The sequence below is a fragment of the Polyangium sp. 6x1 genome (assembly GCF_029946515.1).
GTDB lineage: Bacteria > Myxococcota_A > Polyangia > Polyangiales > Polyangiaceae > Polyangium.
In genome coordinates this window covers 24,553-43,027 of the sequence record NZ_JARZHH010000012.1, presented here as the reverse complement: position 1 = coordinate 43,027, position 18,475 = coordinate 24,553, and the positions used below count along the sequence as shown (strand labels likewise).

Annotated in this window: 19 protein-coding genes; 9 read left to right on the top strand and 10 right to left on the bottom strand. The window is 70.7% G+C overall.

What is annotated here, in order from left to right; translation table 11 throughout:
- Nucleotides 1-59: 59 nt before the first annotated feature.
- Nucleotides 60-860 (top strand): class II glutamine amidotransferase, encoded by an 801-nt coding sequence (locus QHF85_RS14315; protein WP_281327721.1) that lies wholly within the window; start codon nucleotides 60-62, stop codon nucleotides 858-860.
- On the opposite strand, the gene QHF85_RS14310 is transcribed toward QHF85_RS14315, so the two are convergent.
- Nucleotides 857-1,063: a hypothetical protein gene (locus QHF85_RS14310; RefSeq protein ID WP_281327720.1), complete on the bottom strand. Its 207-nt coding sequence runs from the start codon at nucleotides 1,061-1,063 to the stop codon at nucleotides 857-859. The genes QHF85_RS14315 and QHF85_RS14310 overlap by 4 nt on opposite strands.
- Nucleotides 1,060-1,398 carry a hypothetical protein gene (locus QHF85_RS14305; RefSeq protein ID WP_281327719.1) on the bottom strand — a complete coding sequence of 113 codons (339 nt, stop codon included), beginning with the start codon at nucleotides 1,396-1,398 and terminating at the stop codon, nucleotides 1,060-1,062. The genes QHF85_RS14310 and QHF85_RS14305 overlap by 4 nt, the downstream gene beginning before the upstream one ends.
- A 58-nt stretch (nucleotides 1,399-1,456) precedes the next feature.
- On the opposite strand from QHF85_RS14305, the gene QHF85_RS14300 reads away from it, so the two are divergent.
- Genes QHF85_RS14300 through QHF85_RS14290 form a run of 3 tightly spaced genes read left to right on the top strand, consistent with a single transcriptional unit; the run spans nucleotide 1,457 to nucleotide 4,090 of the window.
- Nucleotides 1,457-2,728 carry a glutamate-5-semialdehyde dehydrogenase gene (locus QHF85_RS14300; RefSeq protein WP_281327718.1) on the top strand — a complete coding sequence of 424 codons (1,272 nt, stop codon included), beginning with the start codon at nucleotides 1,457-1,459 and terminating at the stop codon, nucleotides 2,726-2,728.
- A gap of 34 nt (nucleotides 2,729-2,762) precedes the next feature.
- On the top strand, nucleotides 2,763-3,641 hold the full coding sequence (gene rsfS / locus QHF85_RS14295) for a ribosome silencing factor (protein WP_281327717.1): 879 nt from the start codon (nucleotides 2,763-2,765) through the stop codon (nucleotides 3,639-3,641).
- An 11-nt stretch (nucleotides 3,642-3,652) separates the two neighbouring features.
- On the top strand, nucleotides 3,653-4,090 hold the full coding sequence (locus QHF85_RS14290; protein WP_281327716.1) for a 23S rRNA (pseudouridine(1915)-N(3))-methyltransferase RlmH: 438 nt from the start codon (nucleotides 3,653-3,655) through the stop codon (nucleotides 4,088-4,090).
- Between the two features lie 12 nt (nucleotides 4,091-4,102).
- On the opposite strand, the gene tatC is transcribed toward QHF85_RS14290, so the two are convergent.
- From tatC to QHF85_RS14275, 3 genes are all read right to left on the bottom strand, one after another.
- Nucleotides 4,103-4,969 carry a twin-arginine translocase subunit TatC gene (gene tatC / locus QHF85_RS14285; protein WP_281327715.1) on the bottom strand — a complete coding sequence of 289 codons (867 nt, stop codon included), beginning with the start codon at nucleotides 4,967-4,969 and terminating at the stop codon, nucleotides 4,103-4,105.
- Nucleotides 4,966-5,511 carry a Sec-independent protein translocase protein TatB gene (gene tatB / locus QHF85_RS14280; RefSeq protein WP_281327714.1) on the bottom strand — a complete coding sequence of 182 codons (546 nt, stop codon included), beginning with the start codon at nucleotides 5,509-5,511 and terminating at the stop codon, nucleotides 4,966-4,968. The genes tatC and tatB overlap by 4 nt, the downstream gene beginning before the upstream one ends.
- A 159-nt stretch (nucleotides 5,512-5,670) precedes the next feature.
- Nucleotides 5,671-6,807, bottom strand: coding sequence for a radical SAM protein (locus tag QHF85_RS14275; protein WP_281327713.1), 1,137 nt, complete (start codon nucleotides 6,805-6,807; stop codon nucleotides 5,671-5,673).
- A gap of 87 nt (nucleotides 6,808-6,894) precedes the next feature.
- Here QHF85_RS14275 and QHF85_RS14270 point away from each other — a divergent pair, with 87 nt between their 5' ends.
- The 5 genes from QHF85_RS14270 (at nucleotide 6,895) to QHF85_RS14250 (ending at nucleotide 12,973) form a co-directional block, all read left to right on the top strand.
- Nucleotides 6,895-7,776 (top strand): hypothetical protein, encoded by an 882-nt coding sequence (locus QHF85_RS14270; RefSeq protein ID WP_281327712.1) that lies wholly within the window; start codon nucleotides 6,895-6,897, stop codon nucleotides 7,774-7,776.
- A 77-nt stretch (nucleotides 7,777-7,853) separates the two neighbouring features.
- Complete coding sequence (locus QHF85_RS14265) at nucleotides 7,854-9,155, top strand: outer membrane protein transport protein (RefSeq protein ID WP_281327711.1); 1,302 nt, start codon at nucleotides 7,854-7,856, stop codon at nucleotides 9,153-9,155.
- The gene (locus tag QHF85_RS14260) at nucleotides 9,155-10,531 is read left to right on the top strand and encodes a hypothetical protein (protein WP_281327710.1); all 1,377 of its coding nucleotides are present in this window, start codon (nucleotides 9,155-9,157) and stop codon (nucleotides 10,529-10,531) included. Before QHF85_RS14265 ends, QHF85_RS14260 begins: the two co-directional genes overlap by 1 nt.
- A 10-nt stretch (nucleotides 10,532-10,541) precedes the next feature.
- On the top strand, nucleotides 10,542-11,633 hold the full coding sequence (locus QHF85_RS14255; protein ID WP_281327709.1) for a hypothetical protein: 1,092 nt from the start codon (nucleotides 10,542-10,544) through the stop codon (nucleotides 11,631-11,633).
- Nucleotides 11,634-11,791: 158 nt separating this feature from the next.
- Entirely contained in the window at nucleotides 11,792-12,973 is a 1,182-nt protein-coding gene (locus QHF85_RS14250) for a serine/threonine-protein kinase (RefSeq protein WP_281327708.1), read from the top strand.
- Nucleotides 12,974-12,983: 10 nt separating this feature from the next.
- Here QHF85_RS14250 and QHF85_RS14245 read toward each other — a convergent pair whose 3' ends face one another.
- The 5 genes from QHF85_RS14245 to QHF85_RS14225 all read right to left on the bottom strand — a co-directional run bounded on the left by QHF85_RS14245 (nucleotide 12,984) and on the right by QHF85_RS14225 (nucleotide 18,392).
- Nucleotides 12,984-14,462 (bottom strand): methyltransferase domain-containing protein, encoded by a 1,479-nt coding sequence (locus QHF85_RS14245; protein WP_281327707.1) that lies wholly within the window; start codon nucleotides 14,460-14,462, stop codon nucleotides 12,984-12,986.
- 7 nt (nucleotides 14,463-14,469) lie between these two features.
- Entirely contained in the window at nucleotides 14,470-15,120 is a 651-nt protein-coding gene (locus tag QHF85_RS14240) for a transaldolase family protein (RefSeq protein WP_281327706.1), read from the bottom strand.
- A 49-nt stretch (nucleotides 15,121-15,169) separates the two neighbouring features.
- The gene (locus QHF85_RS14235; RefSeq protein WP_281327705.1) at nucleotides 15,170-15,808 is read right to left on the bottom strand and encodes an HAD-IIIA family hydrolase; all 639 of its coding nucleotides are present in this window, start codon (nucleotides 15,806-15,808) and stop codon (nucleotides 15,170-15,172) included.
- Nucleotides 15,805-16,422, bottom strand: a complete 618-nt coding sequence (locus QHF85_RS14230) for an SIS domain-containing protein (RefSeq protein WP_281327704.1) — start codon at nucleotides 16,420-16,422, stop codon at nucleotides 15,805-15,807. The genes QHF85_RS14235 and QHF85_RS14230 overlap by 4 nt, the downstream gene beginning before the upstream one ends.
- 65 nt (nucleotides 16,423-16,487) lie before the next feature.
- Nucleotides 16,488-18,392 (bottom strand): potassium transporter Kup, encoded by a 1,905-nt coding sequence (locus QHF85_RS14225; RefSeq protein WP_281327703.1) that lies wholly within the window; start codon nucleotides 18,390-18,392, stop codon nucleotides 16,488-16,490.
- Nucleotides 18,393-18,475: the final 83 nt, after the last annotated feature.

Below are 18,475 nucleotides of genomic sequence, written 5' to 3'. Positions count from 1 at the left end.
TGACCGTTTCTCCCGTGCAACCTGGCCCATCCTCGCACCTTCGGTTATCATCTGCTCCGATGTGTCGCCTCTTCGGCGTCGTTTCGAGGCAGGTCGAACCGCACCCCGAGCCGCTCGCCACGGCCCCCAAAAGCCTGGCGGCTCTGTCGCCCGAGCATCCGCACGGGTGGGGGATCGCCGCCCATGACGGGAAATCCTGGGCCGTCCACAAAAGCCCAACGTGCGCCCACGCGGACCCGACGTTCCGCGCGCTCGCCTCGAACGCCCGCGGGCGCGTGATCCTCGCCCACGTCCGCAAAGCCACGGTCGGAAAGACCGACCTCGCCAATACCCACCCATTTCGCCGGGATGCCTGGGTTTTCGCGCACAATGGCACCATCTCGGACGTCGCGTGGCTCGAACGGCGAACCTCGCAATCGCGCAGGCGGGAAATCGCCGGAGACACGGATAGCGAGCAGTTCTTCGCGTTCCTGATGACCGCGCTCGACGAGGTCGGCGCCGCGAACGGCAGCCGACGCGCGCCCTCGGGCGCGGCCCAGCATGCGATCGCTCAGGCCATCGGGGCCGCGACGGACAGGCCTCGCTTCGGCGCCGTCAATTTTCTTTTGAGTGATGGGGACGTGCTTTATGCCCATCGCTTCGGCCGGAGCTTGTACGTCTCGGCCGAGGCGGGCGTCGTCCGCATTGCGTCGGAGGTGCCGCACGAGGGCGCCTGGCAGGAGGTCCCCGAGCGCTCCCTCCTCTGCGTCGAGGGCGGCGCCGCGCCGAGCGTCTCGCCCGTCGAGGCCCAACGAGCGGCCCTCGTGTCCCCGCCGTCCAGCCGTCGCGGACGCGGGCGCGAGCTGCAACGCGCGTCCTAGGGCGAGGGCGGCGGAGGCGGATCCGTCGGGGCGGGCGCTGCGGCCGGGGGCGTGGCGCTCCCGGGGAGCTCGAAGCTGCGCGGCGCCTCGTACTCGGGCGGCGGGCCGCCCGGCAGCGGCTTCGGCTTCGGCGGGCTACCGCAGCAGGCGCCCGCGGCGAGCATGACGAGCGACGCGAGCACGGGGACGAACCGGTTCGTCATATCTTGGTCCCCTTCTTCTTCATGTTCGGCGGAGGAGGCGTCGCTGGTCCCTCGTGCTCGTTCTGCGGCGGCTGGGCAAACGGGCTCGGGGGGGCGAGCGGATCGGGGGAGCCGTCGATCTTTTGGCGCAGATCGGTCGGTTTTGCCGGAGGCGCCTCCGGGGTCGGGTCGTACTTCGCGCCCTCGGCGCCGGGCGCGCCCATCGGGATCATCGTCGCTGCGGGCGCGGCGCTCACCGCCCCCTCGTCGTCGTGAGAGCCGCAGCCGAGCCCTGTGGGCACGGCGACGGTCAGGAGAAGGAACCAGGCAGGGATGGCGCGCGGGCGAGCCGACACGAGGCCACGCTAGCACGCCCTTGGCCTTGTGAGGGCAGCCGCGTTAGGTTTCGACGCCGTGGAGAGCACCGCAATCCAGACTGAAGAGCTCGTCGAGCTCGCAAAGCGCGCCCGCAAGGCCGCGCGTACGCTGTCGACCGCGTCGCGTGAGGCCAAGGATCGCGCGCTCGTCGCGATCGCGGAGGCGCTGCGCGTGCAGGCCGCCGAGGGCTCGAAGCTGCGCGCCGCGAACGCGGCGGACGTGCATGCTGCGCGCGCGGCCGGGCTCGCCCCCGCGCTCGTCGACCGCTTGATCCTCGACGAACCGCGCATCCTCGGCATCGCGGCGGCCGTCCTGCAGATCGCCTCGTTCGAGGATCCGGTGGGCGAGGTGCTCGGCATGAAGCAGCGCCCGAACGGCCTCAGCGTGGGCCAGGTGCGCATCCCGCTCGGCGTGATCGCGATGATCTACGAGGCACGCCCGAACGTGACCGTGGACTCGGCCGCGCTCTGCTTGAAGAGCGGCAACGCCGTGCTCCTGCGCGGCGGCAAAGAGGCTGCGCATTCGAACGCGGCGCTCGGCGAGCTGGTCCGTGCCGCGGTCGTGTCCGCCGGGCTGCCGGCCGACGCCGTGCAGATCGTGCCGCCCGGCGATCGCGAGGGGATCCGCGTGCTCGTGGGGCTCGCGGGGATGATCGATCTCGCCATCCCGCGCGGCGGCGAGGGGCTCATCCGCTTCGTGACCGAGCACGCGCGCGTGCCGGTGATCCAGCACTACAAGGGGGTTTGTCACCTCTACGTCGATGAGGGCGCCGATCTCAACATGGCGCTCCGGCTCGTGGAGAACGGCAAGCTCAGCCGGCCGGGCGTGTGCAACGCGCTCGAGTGCTTGCTCGTGCACGAGAGCGTGGCGCTCGCGCTCTTGCCCCGGGTCGGGAAGCTCGCGGCGCAGGGGCTCGAGATCCGCGGCGATCAGGCGACACGCGCGGTGATCCCGTCGGCGAAGCCCGCGTCCCCGGACGATTTCGGGCAGGAGTTCCTCGCCCCGATCCTCGCCGTCCGGATCGTCGGATCGCTCGACGAGGCGCTCGATCACATCGCGCAGTACGGCTCGAATCACACCGAGGCGATCTGCACGCGCAGCTACGAGCGGGCGCAGCGCTTCTCGCGGTCCGTCGACGCGAGCTGCGTGATCGTCAACGCGTCCACGCGCTTCAACGACGGCGGCGAGCTCGGGCTCGGCGCGGAGATCGGCATCTCGACGACGAAGCTCCATGCGTATGGACCGATGGGGCTCGTGAGCCTCACCGCGACGAAGTGGATCGTGTTCGGCGAGGGGCAAGTTCGGTAATCGGCCCGGGCCAGAGGCCGGAGTGAGGTACACGTTGGCAACGAAGAAGCGATCGGACGGCGGGGGCGAGTCGCCCAAGCCGGCCCGCAGCAAGACGGCAGCGACGAAGACGACGAAGACGACGAAGACGACGAGCCCCCGCAAGACGAGCCCCGCGCGCTCGCCTCGCGACGTGGACCCGGGCGAGGGGTCGGGCGAGCGGGACACCCACGTGGCGCCCGCGGTGGTGAAGGCGGCCGTGAAGGCGGCGAAGAAGTCGGCCCGGCCGAAGCTCCGCGCCTCGCACGCGAGCGGGCAAGGGGCGCGCGCGCCCGGCGCCGCGAAGACGGCGAAGCGGCCCGGTTTGCCGCGGCGCAAGTCCGAAGGCGAGCTGCGCGGAAAGGCCGCGCCCGGCGTGAAGAAGGCGCCGCTCGCGGCTCCGAAGCGACCGGCAGGACGCAAGGCGCCCGTGCCCGAGACGGCCTCGCCGGCCCGGGAGCTCGCGGTCGCGATGGCGGTGGCCGGCCTCGACAAGAAGGCGCTCGGCGTGGAGATCCTCGACGTGCGCGGGCGCGTCGACTACGCGGATTTCCTGGTGCTCATGACGGGCCGGAGCGATCGGCACGTCGGCTCGATCGCGCAGGGAATCGAGGAGGAGCTCGGCAAGAAGAAGATCGCGCCGATCTCGGTCGAGGGCATGTCCGCGGCGACGTGGGTGCTGCTCGACTACGGCGACGTCGTCGTGCACGTGTTCCAGGAAGACGCGCGGCAGCTCTACGACATCGAGGGCCTCTGGATGGACGCGAGCCGCGTCGCCGTGCCCGAAGGCGAGCCGGGCGCGCGGCCCGGACCGCAGGGGAACCGCGCGCAAGCGGACGCGGGCGAGGGGTTCGGTGACGACGAACCCGACGAGGATCGGACCGAGGAAGAGTAGGGCCGGATCGCATGCGCATCGTCGTCGTCGCCGTGGGCCGCGTGAAGGACAAACCGCTCCGCGCGGCCCTCGACGACTACCTCGGTCGCGTGCGTCGGTACGTGCCTTGTGACGAGATCGAGCTCGAGGACGCGCCGCCCGCGCGCCTCGCGGAGCTCTTCGCGAAGAAGACCGAGGGCTCGACGACGATCGCGCTCGAGGTCCTGGGGCGCGCGCTCGACAGCCCTTCGTTTGCCAAGACGATCGAGCGCGCCGGATCCCGCGGCAAGGGCGTGGTCTCGTTCCTGATCGGCGGCGCCGACGGCATCCCCCCGGAGACGTCGCGCGCCGCGCACGATCGACTCAGCTTGTCGACGCTCACGTTCCCGCACCGGCTCGCGCGGCTCGTGCTCGTGGAGCAGGTCTACCGCGCCATGACGATCCTGCGCGGCGAGCCGTACGCCCACTGAGCGGGCCCGTTCTCAGGCCGTCTTCGTCTTCTCTTTGCTCTTCCGGTACGCCTCGCGCTGGGCCTCCGTCGGCTTCTTGCCGAAGATGAACGCGAGCCCGATCGAGAGCAGGTAGAGGACGAGCATCGGCACGGCCATCACGATCTGGCTCGTGATGTCGGGCGGCGTGACGACGGCCGCGATGATGAACGAGAGCAGGACGAACCAGCGGCCGAATCGGATGAGCTGCAAGTAATTGACGATGCCCGCGAGCGACAGGAACAGGATGAGCAGCGGGATCTCGAAGACGATCCCGAACGCGAAGAGCATCCGCGTCACGAAATCGATGTACTCGTCCATCATGATGGTGGGCGTGATCGTCACGCCCTGGCCGCCGCCGATCGTGCCGGCGAGCCCGAGGAAGTAGTTGAACGTGATGGGAAACGCGACGCGCCAGCCGAAGTAACAGCCGCCCGCGAAGAGCCCCGACGCCGAGAGCACGAAGGGGATCACGAAGCGCTTCTCGCGCGCATAGAGCCCCGGCGCGATGAAGGCCCAGAGCTGATAGAAGATCACGGGCGCGCTGAGGACGATCGACCCGAGCAGCGAGAGCTGGAAGTACGCGATGAACGCGGCCTGCGGCGACTGGAAGTGCAGCTCCGGCACGCCCGGCAGGCCCTGCGTCGCCCACGCGCCCTTGAACGGCAGCGTGATGATGTGGAGCAGCGGGTCGTGGTACTCCCACGTGAGCAAGCAGCAGATGAGGAAGGCGACGAAGCTGTAGACCAGGCGCTTGCGCAGCTCGTCGAGGTGCTCCCAGAACGTCATGGGAGTGCCCTCCTCGTCCTCGATCGGAGCGGACGCCGCGTCCTTCACCGCATTCGCCTTGGGATCACTCATGACGCCGCGCTCGGCTCCTTCGTGACGACCCGGCTCGTCGGATCGTCGGTCGCCACGACACCCAGTGGGTGGTGGGCGAGGGGCTCGGGCGCGCCGAGCTCTCCCTTTCCGTACGGGGCCGCGTCGTCGGGCAACGCGTCGTAAGCGTCGCAGCCGACCAGCGGATACTCGCGCTCGCGCAGGATGACGACGGGCTCTTCGCCTGGCGCTGGCGCGCTCGCCGCGGCCGTCGCCACGGTCGCGGCCGCGACCACGGGGGCGGTCGTGGCGGCCTTGGCGGCGGTCGGGACGGCGAGCCGCTCGAGGCCGTCGAGCACGTTCACGTTCGAGAGCGCGCGGATCTCCTGGATGCTCCGGTCGATGCCCTCCTCGCGGAGGAGCTGATCGATGCCGCTCTGCGCCCGGATGTCCGTGCTCATGCGGCGAATGCGCGTGACCCACTGTCCGGCCGTCCGCATCATGCTCGGCAGGTGCCGTGGACCCACCACGACGATGGCCACGAGCACGACCACGACCATCTCGCCGAAGCTCAATCCGAACACGCGAGCAAGCTAGCGCGCCGTGGGTTCGGAATCCACCGGGAGACGCCGTCTCGTCAACGCTCGGGGGCTTCGCTCGGTCGAGCCGAGCCGCGCCCCCGAACCTCCATCAACGCTCGGGGGCTTCGCTCGGTCGAGCCGAGCCGCGCCCCCGAACCTCCATCAACGCTCGGGGGCTTCGCTCGGTCGAGCCGAGCTGCGCCCCCGAACCCCCCGCACGAGCGGCCGCGCGAGCTGACCACACGCCGCCCCCACGTCGCCGCCGCCCGAATACCGCACGATCGTGCCCACCCCGCGCCCGAGCAGGACCGCGCGGAAGGCCTCGAGCCGGGTCGAAGGCTGGAACGGATCCGGCTCGGCGCCGTCCGTGATCGCGTTGTAAGGGATCAAGCTGAGCCGGGGCCTCTGCCCGTGCGCCGCGGCGAAGGAAAGGCAGAGATCCGCGAGCGCCGCCGCATCGTCGTCCGTGTCGTTCTGCCCGGCGAGCAGCGTGTACGCGAACATCGGCGAGCGTCCGGTCGCTCGCGCGTGCTCGCCCGCGGCCGCGAGCACCTCTTCGAGCGGGTGCGCGCCCTCGATGGGCATGAGCGCGCGCCGTCGCCCCGGCCGCGCCGAGCCGAGCGAGACCCCGAGCCGCACCGCAGGGACCTCCCGGAGGAGCGTGCGGATCCCGGTCGGCAAGCCCGACGTGCACACCGTGATGTTGCGCATGTCGATGGCGAGCGCGCTCGGCTCGCTCATCACGCGGATCGCGTGGATCACGCGCTCGATGTTCGCCATCGGCTCGCCCATGCCCTGGAAGAGCACGCCGTGCACGCGGGGGCGGATCCCGGTGGCGGTGAGGTTTGTCGGGGGATCCTGCATGAGCTCTTCGCGCACGCGCCGCACCTGCTCGACGATCTCCCACGGCTCGAGGTTGCGGCCGAGGCCCATGCGGCCCGTCGCGCAGAACGCGCACGCGAGCGCGCAGCCGACCTGCGAGGACACGCAGACGGAGAAGCGACCCGGGTGCTCGAGGGGGATGCGCACGGTCTCGATGACGGCCCCGTCGGGCAGGCGGAAGGCGTACTTGACGAACGGATCGATCGCGCTCGCGGCGCGGCTCTCGATGTGGATGGTCGGGACGTGCCCGGCTTCGCGGGCGGCGTCGAGCGCGGCGCGCCGGATCGTCGCGGGCGAGCGCGCGGGCAAACCGCCCGTTCGATGCACGAGCGAGACGATCCGCCGCGCGTCCGTCACGTCGATGTTGCAAGCGCGGGCGAGCTCGTCGGGGAGAATGGCCTGGAGGGCGAGGGGCACGGCGGCATGGTTCTAGTCGAGCGGGACCCCGGACGCACTCGTCTCGTTCTCCCCATCCTCCGCGGATCCTGCTACCCTCCCTCGACGATGGTGGATCCGAAGCGCGATGGTCCCTCGATGATGCTCGCGCCGTCCGCCCGGGGGGGAGCCGCGCTCTCGTTCCCTCCGGCCGATCCGCCCCGCAGGTTCCCCCCGGTCGATCAGCACGTCGTCGTCCCGGAGACGACGCGCGACGAGATGATACGCGGCCGGAAGATCATCGCCCAGCCCGCGCTCGAGCCGCACGGCGACGCGCACGCGAACCTCGGCGCCGTCATCCGCTTGCATGTCCGCGAGGGGTATCGCGCCTCGATCGACCTGCTCACGCGCGTCTCGGAGCGCTCGAATTTCGCCACGGATGTGTCGATCCGGCGCGACGGGACGGATCCTTCGACGGGCCGGCGGCACCTCGAAGAGGTCTCGTTCGAGATCGTGAACGAACAAGCGCCGGGCGTGGTGCGCGAGAAGGCCGAGGACCTCGTGGAGCGCGGCGTCCGCCGCGTGTTCGCGATCTACGTCAAGCGCGGCGAGGTCTGCGAGTGGTCGCGCGAGAAGGCCACGTTCGTGCGGCTCGACCCGGGCGAGATGATCGAGGACCCCTGTTTCATACGGCCGCTCCGGGTGCGCGCGCTCTTCGACAACGCGGTCGCGGAGAGCGAGGCCGCGCGGGCGCTCGAGCGCAAGGGAAACCCCGAGATCCTGGCGATCAAGCAAAGCGCGGAAGAGAAGGGCCGCGAAGAGGGCCGCCGCGAAGTGCTCCTCGACGTCCTGCGCGAGCGCTTCGGCGAGATCCCGGAGGCCATGCAGGCGCGCGTCGCGACCGCGACCGGCGCGACCTTGTCCCGATGGGCGAAGCGCGCCTACGCCGCGAGCTCGCTCGACGACGTGTTCGTCGAGGTCCAAGAGGACAGCGGACCCGTTCGTCGCTGAGCCTCGATCCATCCCGCGCGCCTCGTCCTCCGCTCCCTCTTCCTTCCGGCCGTGCATGCGTCTACCGTCGCGCTCGCATGGCCCGCCGCCGCGCCTTCTTGCTCGCCGTCGCCTCGGCCGCCCTCACGGCGCTTCCTGCCGGCGCGGCGTGGAGCTCCCCGGAGGACGTGTACGGCTTCGGCCCGCGCTCCATGGCGATGGGCGGGACGGGCGCCGCGCTCGGCCGCGGCTTCGAGTCCGTCTGGTCGAACCCCGCGCTTCTCAGCCTCGAGCACCGCCGCGAGCTCACGATCGGCCTGCTCGGATCGGTCTTCGACCTCCGCGCGCCCGCGCGCCTGAGCTACGACAAACTCGCGGGCGGCTTCATCGGCGCTGTCTTGCCCGTGCCGTTCGCCGGGGCCTTGAAGGACCGCATCACCATCGGCCTCGGCTTCTTCACGCCCTTCGACCTCATCGTCCGCGGCCGCATCCTCTACCCCGAGACCAAGCAGTTCCCCGTCGCGGATCGCACGGCCTCCGTTGCGGTCCAGGTCGGCCTCGGCGTCGACGTCGGCTACGGCGTGCGCATCGGCGGCGGCTTCGCGGCGCTCGCAGCGCTCACCGGCTCCGTCCTCGTCGCCACCGACGCCTCGGGCCGCATCGGCACCGTCGTCGAGGACACGCTCGTCGCGAGCTACGGCCCCATCCTCGGCGCGAGCTACGAGCGCGGCGCCTACCGCGTCGGCCTCACCTACCGCGGCGAGCTCGTCGGCCGCTTCAACGTCGTCATCGAGGTGAAGGATCTCGGCCAGATCGTCGTGCCTCCGCTCAACATCTCCGGCCTCGCGCAGTACGATCCCGCGCAGATCGCCCTCGAAGTCGCGCGCGTCCGCGGCCCGTGGCGCGTCACCGCGGGCGCGACGTACAAGCGCTGGTCGGCGTACCCCGGTCCTGCCGAGGCCACGGTCCGTTGCCCGGAGATCGACCCGTCCACGGGCGCGCCGCCCGAGGAGCCTTGCGGCGCCCTCACGCCCACGCCGCTCGGCTACACGGACACGATCGTCCCGCGCCTCGGCGTCGAGCGTGTCCTCTCGCCGAGGAAGTCCGTCTCGATGATGCTCCGCGCCGGCTACTTCCTCGAGATCTCGCCCTCGCCGGCGCAGACGGCCACCGCGAACATCTACGAGAACACGCGCAGCGTCTTCGGCCTCGGCTACGGGCTCGAGCTCGCCGCGCCCTTGCCGAACCTGCGCTTCGATCTCGCCGGGCAGGTGCAGGTCCTCCATCCTCTCGCGCACGACAAGGCCGCGGACGTGCCCGCGAGCAATCCCGGCGCGCCGTCCGTGCGCACGAGCGGCGTCATCGTCGCCGGCGCGGCCACCGTGGGGGTCGGGTTCTGATGTCGAAACGCGCGCGCTCGCTCCTGCCCGCGCTCGCTCTGGCGTGGCTCCTCGCCGCGCCGGAAGCGCGGGCCAGCGCTCCCGGGACGTACGGCATGGGCTCGCGCGCCGGCGCGCTCTCCGGCGCCGTCACCGCCGACGCCGCGGACTTCTCGGGCTGCTTCTACAACCCCGCCGGCCTCGTCTCCGCGCCTGGCCTCGAGCTCTCGCTCGGCTACGTCTACGCGGACAACCGCCTCCGCATCAACGGCAAGGACAACGACGTCGCCGACGTCCACGGCCTCATGGCGGGCATCGTCGCGCCGGGCAAGATCCTCTCGCTCCCGTTCGCGTTCGGCATCGCCACGTACATCCCCGACGACGGCCTCTCCCGCATCCGCGCCCTCCGCCAGGAGACGCCGCGCTGGGAGCTCTACAACGACCGGCCCACCATCCTGTTTCTCTCGGTCCACCTCGCCGTCCGTCCGCTCCCGTGGCTCGAGATCGGCGGCGGCCTCGCCTTCCTCGCCGCGACCCGCGGCCGCTTCGGCATCCGCGGCGAGGCCGACGTCCTGCACCCGTACGACTCGCAGCTCTCCCACGAGGTCGACGCCGATCTCACCTCGATCCGTTATCCCATCGCCGGCGCCCGCGTAAAACTCGGCCGCCTCGGCTACCTCGGCGTCGCCTACCGCGGACAAACCAAGCTCGACCTCTCGCTCCAGGCGAACCTCGAGGGCATCGTCGACTTCGCCGGCGTCGACGTCCCGCTCCGCTACACCCTCGAGACGCGCACGCTCGACGCCTTCCAGCCGCAGCAGGTCGTCCTCGGCTTGTCCTTCCAGGCCGTTCCTCGCCTCCGCGCGAACTTCGATCTCGGCTGGGTGAACTGGTCGGCCTACGAGAGCCCGACCCCGAGGACCTCCGCCCACCTCGAAGCCGAGCCGCCGCCCGGCGTCGGCGTCGAGTTGCCCGAGGATCCCAAGCCCGTCGTGATCGTCCCGCCCGCGTTCGAGGACCGCTTCGTCCCGCGCCTCGGCGTCGAGTACGTCCTCGCGTTCGGCGCCGAGCGGCGCGTCTCGGGGCGCCCGCCGGCCAAGGCCGTCGAGATCCCCCTGCGCGCGGGCTACGCCTACGAGCGCTCGCCCGTGCCGCCGCAGGAGGGCCCGACGAACTTCGTCGACGCCGACAGGCACACGATCTCCCTCGGCGCGGGCCTCGTCCTCAACGCGCCGTTCTCCGTCCTCCGCGGCGCGCTCCGCCTCGACACGCACGTGGCCCTCTCCGTGCTGCCCGAGCGGATCACGCAGAAGGCGAGCCCCGCCGACTTCGTGGGGGACTACCGGGCCGATGGCACCATGATCGCGGGCGGCGCCACGCTCACCGCCTCGTTCTGAGGGCAAGACGATGCGCACGGGACACGCTGGTTCGTTCTTCCTCGCCCTCGCGCTCCTGTCCGGCTGCGCCACGCTCGCCGACAGCGAGACCGGCGGGGAGAACCTGCCGAACGCCGCCGCGGGCCCGTTCCGCGCCCTCCGCGCCGGCGAGCTCGGCAACCTCCGCTCTGCCCCGAACGCCCTCGACGACGACGAGACGTTTCCGCGGGATCCCGCCGTCCTCGACGCCGACGGCGATCCCGCGACGCCCGCCGTCTTCGGCTACTTCGCCATCACTCCCGAGGTGCCCGGGCAGGACCCCGATCCCGCGGCCCCGCCCGGCGCCATCGTGCGTCACGGCGCCGAGGATGGCCGCTCCTTCGACCGCGCGCCCCTCGTCGTGCTCACGCCCGACGAACCCTGGGAAGGCGGCACCGTCGGCGCGCCCTCGGTCGTCCGCGTCGGCGGCGAGGTCTTCTTGTATTACGCCGCGGCCGGCGGCATCGGGCTCGCGCGGAGCCCGGACGGCGAGGTGTTCACGCGCGTCGCCGGCCCCGTCCTCGGGCCCGACGCGGCCGGCTGGGAGGAAGGCGCCGTCCCGCGGAGCCCGGGCGTCGTCGTGCTCGACGACGGCTCGCTCCGCCTCTTTTACGAGGTCCCGGGGCCGGGCGACGCCGCGCGGATCGGCGAGGCGCGCTCGGACGACGGCGTCACCTGGACCCGCGTCGGCGACGGCCCCGCGCTCGCGCCCAGGGCGGTCGTGCCGGGGACCGAGCCTCCCTATGACGACGCCTGGGTCGGCGCGCCCGCGCCCGTGCTCGTCCGGTCGGCCGAGGGCCGCCCCATTCTGCGCGTCTACCATGCTGCCCGGGACAGCCTCGGCCGGGCCGTCGTGGGCCTCGCGGCCCGATTCGATCCGGCCGGCGCCTCGCCTCTCCAGCCAGCCGCGAGCCCCGTGTTCGGCAGCGGCAGCTCGGCCGGACCGCGCGAGCCCTGCGTCCTCGTGCGCCCTGGCCACACCTTGCTTTTCACGACGCAGCGCGCCGGCCGCACGAAGAGCGCCAATTATCCGGCGGTGGCCGCCGGTGTCGCGCCGGCCGACGTGTCCTTGCCCGCACCTTGAAACCGAGCCTCGGGGGGCGCGCTTCTTTACTTTGAGCTCACTGCATGATGTAACGTCGAGTCGAGTGAGAGAGCCCTCTCCGCGCGTCGGCACGTCCGGCGTCGCGGAGACCGCGCCACGGAAGCGAGATGTTGGAAGGAGACCAGATCACTCCCAAGATGCGGCTCTCGAGGCACCTCGGGCAGGAGGGCAAATCCCAGGTTTGGGTCGCTGAGCACGTCGGCCTCGGCAAGGACGTCGCCGTCAAGCTCATGGGTCGCGCCTTGTCGCGCAACTCCTCGCCCCTCCACAGGTTCCAGCGCGAGGCGGACGTCGCCGCGCGGCAGATCAAGAGCCCGCACGTCGCGCAGATCCTCGAGCACGGCCTGACGCGGACCGGCATGCCCTACCTCGTGATGGAGCTGCTCGAAGGGGAAGACCTCGGCAGCCGCATCACGAGGACCGGCCCGATGTCGCCGAAGGACACCGTGCGCCTCGTCTCGCAGCTCGCGAAGGGCCTCGGCAAGGCGCATTTGCTCGGCCTCGTCCACCGGAACCTGAAGCCCGGCAACGTCTTCCTCACCGAAACCGAGGGCGGCGAGTTCGAGGCCAAGGTCCTGGACCTCGGCCTCTCGGTCCGCGCCGGCATCTCCTCGATGGGCCGGACCACGAGCGACGCGACGCACATGATCTCGCCCGAGTTCATGAGCCCGGAGCAGATCTTCGGCCAGAAGGACGTCGATTTCCGCGCCGACCTCTGGACCCTCGCCGTCATCGCGTATTACGCGCTCAGCGGCCGCGTCCCCTTCAGCGGGCAAAACCTCGAGGGCTTCGGCAACGCCATCGAAGAGGGCCGATTCGAGCCGGTCACCACGCTCGTGCCCGGCCTGCCCTCCACGATCGACTCCTTCTTCACCAAGGCCCTCCAGCGCGACCCCACGGCGCGCTTCTCGGCCACCAAGGAGCTCGCCGACGAGTTCGAGCGCGCGCTTGCCCTCGGCGTCGAGGGCGAGGAGCGCACGAGCCGCACCTCGTTCCCGTTCGTCACGCGCAGCTCGTCGCCCGGATCGCGGCCGCTCGGCGCGGGCACGACCACGGGCTCGATGCGCCGGCCGAAGCTCAACTCGATGAAGGAGATCTCGGATCGCATCCCGCCCGAGGTCCGGGACGCGGCCATGAACCCGCCGGAGGTCCTTCCCGTCACGGTCGCGCAGGAAGAACCTCGCAAGAGCTTCGCGCTCGTGATCCTCATGCTCGCCCTGCTCGGCATCGGGACCATCGTGGCCGGGCTGTCGCTCCTCTCGGGCGACAGCCCGCCCCCGGGCCCCCCGCGCGCGACGCCGACGGCGCCTCGCCGTTGAACGGCCGGGCCTACCGGAGCTCGTACCGCGACGAACCGCGCTGCCCCACGGGCAGCGCGTTCACGAGCCGGATCATCGTCCAGACCGTGCCGGCAATCTTCCTGAGCTTCGATTGCCCCACGCGCTCCTGGTAATCGATGGGCATCTCCACCACGCGATAGCCGCATTTCGCCGGGAAGAGCAGCGTATCGATGGGGAGCGCGTCGCCCTCGCCGTCGAAATCGAACGCGCGCACCATGCTCGACCGATACGCCCGCATGCCGCTGTGCACGTCGCACGTCGGGATGCCGTGCATGACGTGCGCGAGGGCCGCGAACGAGCGGTTCGCCATGTAGTTCGGCAGCGGCATGGCCGCCGGGCGCGTGCGCGTGCGGGCGCAGTTCACCACGTCCACGCCTTCTTCCTCGACGATCCGGCGCAGCACCGGGATGTAATCGGCCGGGTAGGTGAAATCGCAGTCGAGGTAGATCAGGAGATCGCTCTCGGCCGCGGCGCTGTACATGAGCAGCTCCATCGCCGGCCCGTGCCCGCGCGGCGGGATCTGCCGCAGCACGCGCGCCCCGAGCCTCGCGGCGATCTCGGGCGTCCGGTCCGTCGAGCTGTCGACGCAGAGGATCTTGGCGTCGGGCGCGACCCGCCGGATCTCGCCCATCATCGCCTCGATGCTGTCCTCCTCGTTCATCGTCAACATGCCGACGGTGAGGCTGAGCTTGCGTGCCTTCGGCGGCTTGCGGGCGACGTACACGTTCTGGAAGGACAAAAGCTCCGGCGCGCGCGCCGCCACCACGTCCTCCACCGGGCGCACGAGCCCCTGGTAGAGCTTGTACGGCAGCGACTTGCGCAGGCTCTCCGGATCGGGGGTTCCACCCGGCGCGACAGCCCTCTGCGCCGACAGCACCACGTCCTTCGCGGCGCGCACGAGCATCGGGTTCTGCGCCGTCCGCAGCACCTCGAGCCCCGCGCGCTCCAGCATCTGCCGGCCCGTCTCGCGCGTGAAGAAACGCAGGTGCGAGTCGTCGAGGATCCCGCTCTGCGTGTACTCGAATTTCCCGGCGAGCAGCCCGAGGCGCACCGTCCACGCCGCCACGTTCGGCAGCGACACGATCACGTGCCCCCCGTCCTCCAGGTACGGCAGAAGCCGCCGGATCACCGCGATCGGATCCGGCACGTGCTCCAGCATGTCGGCGAAGAGCAGGAGGTCGAAGCTCCGGCCCGCGAGGCCCTTCTTCACGGCCTCGTCGCTCGTCACGTCGATCGCGAGCACCTCGTCGAGCCGCTCCTTGGCCCGATCGATCGAGGCCGGGACGATCTCGATCCCGGTCACGTGCGCGCCGCGCTTCCTCGCGGCCTCGCCGTTCAGGCCGACCCCGCAGCCCACGTCGAGCACCCGTCGCGGCCGCCCGATGGCGCCCACGAGCGCCATGTTCTGCTCCTCGACGACGTACTTGGTGTTCGTCGCGCCCTCGGCCGCGTCCTTGCCTGCCGTCACGGCGGGGCTACTTAGCACGGCTCGCCCAGGCCGCGTTGAACTCGCGGATCGTCTCGTCGGTCTTCGGGTTGTGCAGCATTTTCCGCAGGATCCCGGGCGGCACCGTCACCACGTGCGCGCCGTGCGCGAGCGACTCGTTCACGTCGAGGATGTGCCGGATCGACCCGACGATGATCTTCGCCCCGAGCTTTTCCCGGTCGAGCTGCGCCCGCGTCTCCGCGATGACGGGCCGCACGTCGTAGCCCATGTCCCGCACCCGACCGCTGAAGATGGACACGTACGTCCCGCCCGCGAGCGCCGCCAGGTAGGCCTGGTTGAAGCTCATGATGCACGTCACGTTCGTCTCGATCCCCTGCGTCGCGAGCGCGTGCGTCACGCGCAGGCCCGCCTCGCCGAACGGCACCTTGATCACGATCCGGGACGGCGCCCACGTGTGGTAGCGGTGGGCCTCTTCCATCATCGCGCCCTCGGTCTCGCTCACGAGCTCCACGGACACCGGGCCCTTCGACGCGGCGACGACCTCGCGGATGCGCCCTTCGAGATCCGCCGCGCCCGCCTCGCGCGCCAGGATGAGCGGGTTCGTCGTGACCCCGGCGATCACCCCCCAGGCGAAGATGTCCTTGATCTCCTTGGGATCCGAGCTGTCGAGAAAGAGCATGTACACTCCGCGCTGCGCGCCCGGGATGGCCGGGGCGGCGGAGCATAGATCAGCCCGGCGCCGTGGCGAGCGAATCTCGGAGGCGCCGGGCGAGCTCGTCGAACCGGCTCGCCGACGCATCCGGCCGGAGGAGCGGGATCTCGTCGAACCCGCCACGCACCGGGCACATCTCGCAGCGCCCCCACTCGAACAGAAGCCCCGCGCGGAGGCCCGCGCCGCGCGCCGCCAGCACGTCCACCGCCGCGTCGCCGACCATCCACGAGCGCGCCGGATCCAGCCCGAGCTCCTCCACGAGCGACAGCAGCATCCCCGGCTTCGGCTTGCGGCACGCGCAGTCCGTCGCGAGTACGGGATCGCCGCCCGGCCCGCCGTCCGGGTGATGCAAGCAGGCGCGCACCGCCTCGATGTGGACGCCTTCTCGCGCGAGCGCTTCGACGAGCGCCTGGTTCGTCCGGGTGATGGCGCTCTCCGGGATCTGGCCCTTCGCCGCGCCCGGCTGGTTCGTGGCGATCGCGAGGACGAACCCCGCGTCTTGCAGGAGCGCGAGCCCGCGCGCGACGCCGGGCAGGAGGCGGATGTGATCGGGGTGGAAGGCGCTGACCACGGCGCCGAGCTCGGCGTCGCGCACGAAGTCGATGAGCGTCCCGTCGCGGTCGAGGATCACGCCGGGGCGCGCGGGCGCGTTCATGCCTCGGCCACCAGCTGCCGCAGCCGCTCGCAGATGAGGTGATGGTAGACCTCGTGGAAGCCCTCCACGTGCGGCGTCGACGTGTGCCCGCCGGAGGTCCTCGGCACGAGGATCGACGCGTCGGCCATCTGCCGCAGCGCGCCTCCGTCGTAGCCCACGAGCGCGACCACCTTGCCGCCGTGCTTCTTCACGAAATCGGCCGCCGAGACGAGGTTTTGCGACCAGGGCCCGGCCTTGTCGGCGCCCGAGCCGCCGTGGACGCTGAGGCACACGAGCACGTCGCCCGGGCCCATCGATCCGTCGAGCTGCTCGAGGAAGATCCGGTTGAAGCCCACGTCGTTCGTCAGCGCGCTCAGCAGGGCCGCGTTGTCGCAGAGCGAGCGGCACTTGAAGCGCTTTTTGCCTTCCACCCAGGTGAACTTCGCGATGTCGCACGCGAGGTGGCTCGCGTTCGCCGCGCTGCCGCCGTTGCCGCAGGTGTAGATGGTCCGGTCGTTTTTCCAGGCGTCGAAGAGGACGTCGATGACGGCCGTGAGGTCCTCGCGGCTCGTGCCGAGGGCGATCTCGGCCGTCTCGCGGAGGTAGGTGTCGACGAAATCGTGGGTGGACGGCATGGGGCAGTCGTTCTAGCGCAGAGCTCGGACCCTGGGGAGGGGGGCGGCGCGGCGGGCGGCCGGCTTCACAGGTTGATCTGCATCCCGAACTCCACCACGCGCCCCGGCGGCAGCCCGAAGTACGCCGTGGCGGGGCGCGCGTTCCGGGAAATGAAGGCGAAGAGGCCCTTTCTCCACCGCATCATCTTCGACCGCCCCGTGGGCAGGAGCGTCTCGCGGCCGAGGTAATAACTCGTCCGCTTCAGATCGATCACGAGCCCGTGCGCCTTGCAGGCGAGCAGCACGCTCGGCACGTGCGGCGTCTGCATGAATCCGTAGCGCGCCCGGACGCGATAGAAGCCGTTGCCCTTGTCGATGATGCTGATGCGCTCCTCGGGCGGGATCTCCGGGACCCGCTCGCTCGTGATCGAGAGCAGCACGACCTGCTCGTGCAGGACCTGGTTGTGCTTGAAATGGTGCAGCAGCACCGGCGGCGTCCCGTGCGGGTTCGAGGCCATGAACACCGCCGTCCCGCGAACGCGGAATGGCTTCAATCGGGCCACGTCGTCGAGGAACTGATCGAGAGGCAAAAGGTCTGCCTTGAAGGCCTCGCCGAGGATGCGCCGCCCCGTCTTCCAGGTCGTCATCACCGTGAAGATGCCCGCGGCCATCACCACGGGGAACCACCCGCCGTGGAAGAACTTGGCCGCGTTTGCCGAGAAAAACGACAGATCGATGGCCAAGAAGGTCAGCACGGGCGGCAGCGCCTTCCAGAGCGGCCAGCCCCAGCTTTGCCGCACCACGTAGAAGTACACCATCGTGGTGATGGCCATCGTCCCCGTGACCGCGATGCCGTAGGCCGCGGCGAGCGCGCTCGACGTCCGGAACAGGAGGACCAGGAGCACGCAGAGAATGAGCAGCGCGCGGTTGATCTCCGGGACGTAGATCTGCCCCTCGGTGTGCTTGGAGGTATGGATGATGTTGACGCGCGGGAAATAGCCGAGCTGCACGGCCTGCTGCGTGAGCGAGAACGCCCCCGAAATGAGCGACTGCGAGGCGACGATGGTGGCCGCCGTGGCGATGGCGACGATCGGGTAGAGGGCCCAGGAGGGGACGAGCGCATAAAAAGGGTTCGTCACGGCCGTGGGATTCGAAAGGAGCATGGCCCCCTGGCCGAAATAGTTGAGCAAGAGGGCGGGCCAGACGACGACGTACCAGGCGGCGCGGATCGGGTTGCGGCCGAAATGGCCCATGTCCGCATAAAGCGCCTCGGCGCCCGTGATGCAGAGGACGACGGCGCCGAGCACCATGAATCCGTGGAGGCCGTGGTGGACGAAAAACCATACCGCGTGGCGGGGATCCACGGCGGCGAGCACGGCCGGGTTTTGAACGACGTGGCGCGCGCCGAGTACGGCGATGGTCGTGAACCAGAGGAGCATGACGGGACCGAAGACCTTGCCTATCCCCGCGGTCCCGTGTTTCTGCGCCAGGAACAACCCGACCAGGATGGCGACGGTCAGCGGCACGACGGCCGGCCGCAGCTTGTGGGTCGCGACCTCGAGGCCCTCCATGGCCGAGAGGACCGAGATCGCCGGGGTAATGACGCCGTCGCCGTAGAGCAGAGCCGCGCCGAACAGCACGAAGAGGACGAGCGGACCCGTCGGATTGCCCTTGCGGGGCGGGACCAGGGCGAGCAGCGCCAGGATCCCACCGGATCCATGGTTGTCCGCTTTCATGATGAACGTGAGGTATTTGACCGTCACGACCATGAGGAGCGTCCAGAAGACGAGCGAGAGGATTCCCAGGATGTTCTCCGGCGTGGGATCGACCCGATGGGGGGCCGCCGGGCTGAAGCACTCTTTGATCGCGTAGAGCGGGCTCGTGCCGATGTCACCGAAGACGACGCCGAGCGCTCCGACGAGAAGAGCCGCGCGGGGCCCATGGGCCGCGGGCGCGGCGACCTCTGCAGCCCTCGAGGGTTCGTCTGCCATCGTATGGAGAGGCCTAAGGCCATCGGCGCGGAGAGGCGAGCGAGCGGTGGCCGGAGCGCCGTGGGCGTACGGAATCGGCGCGC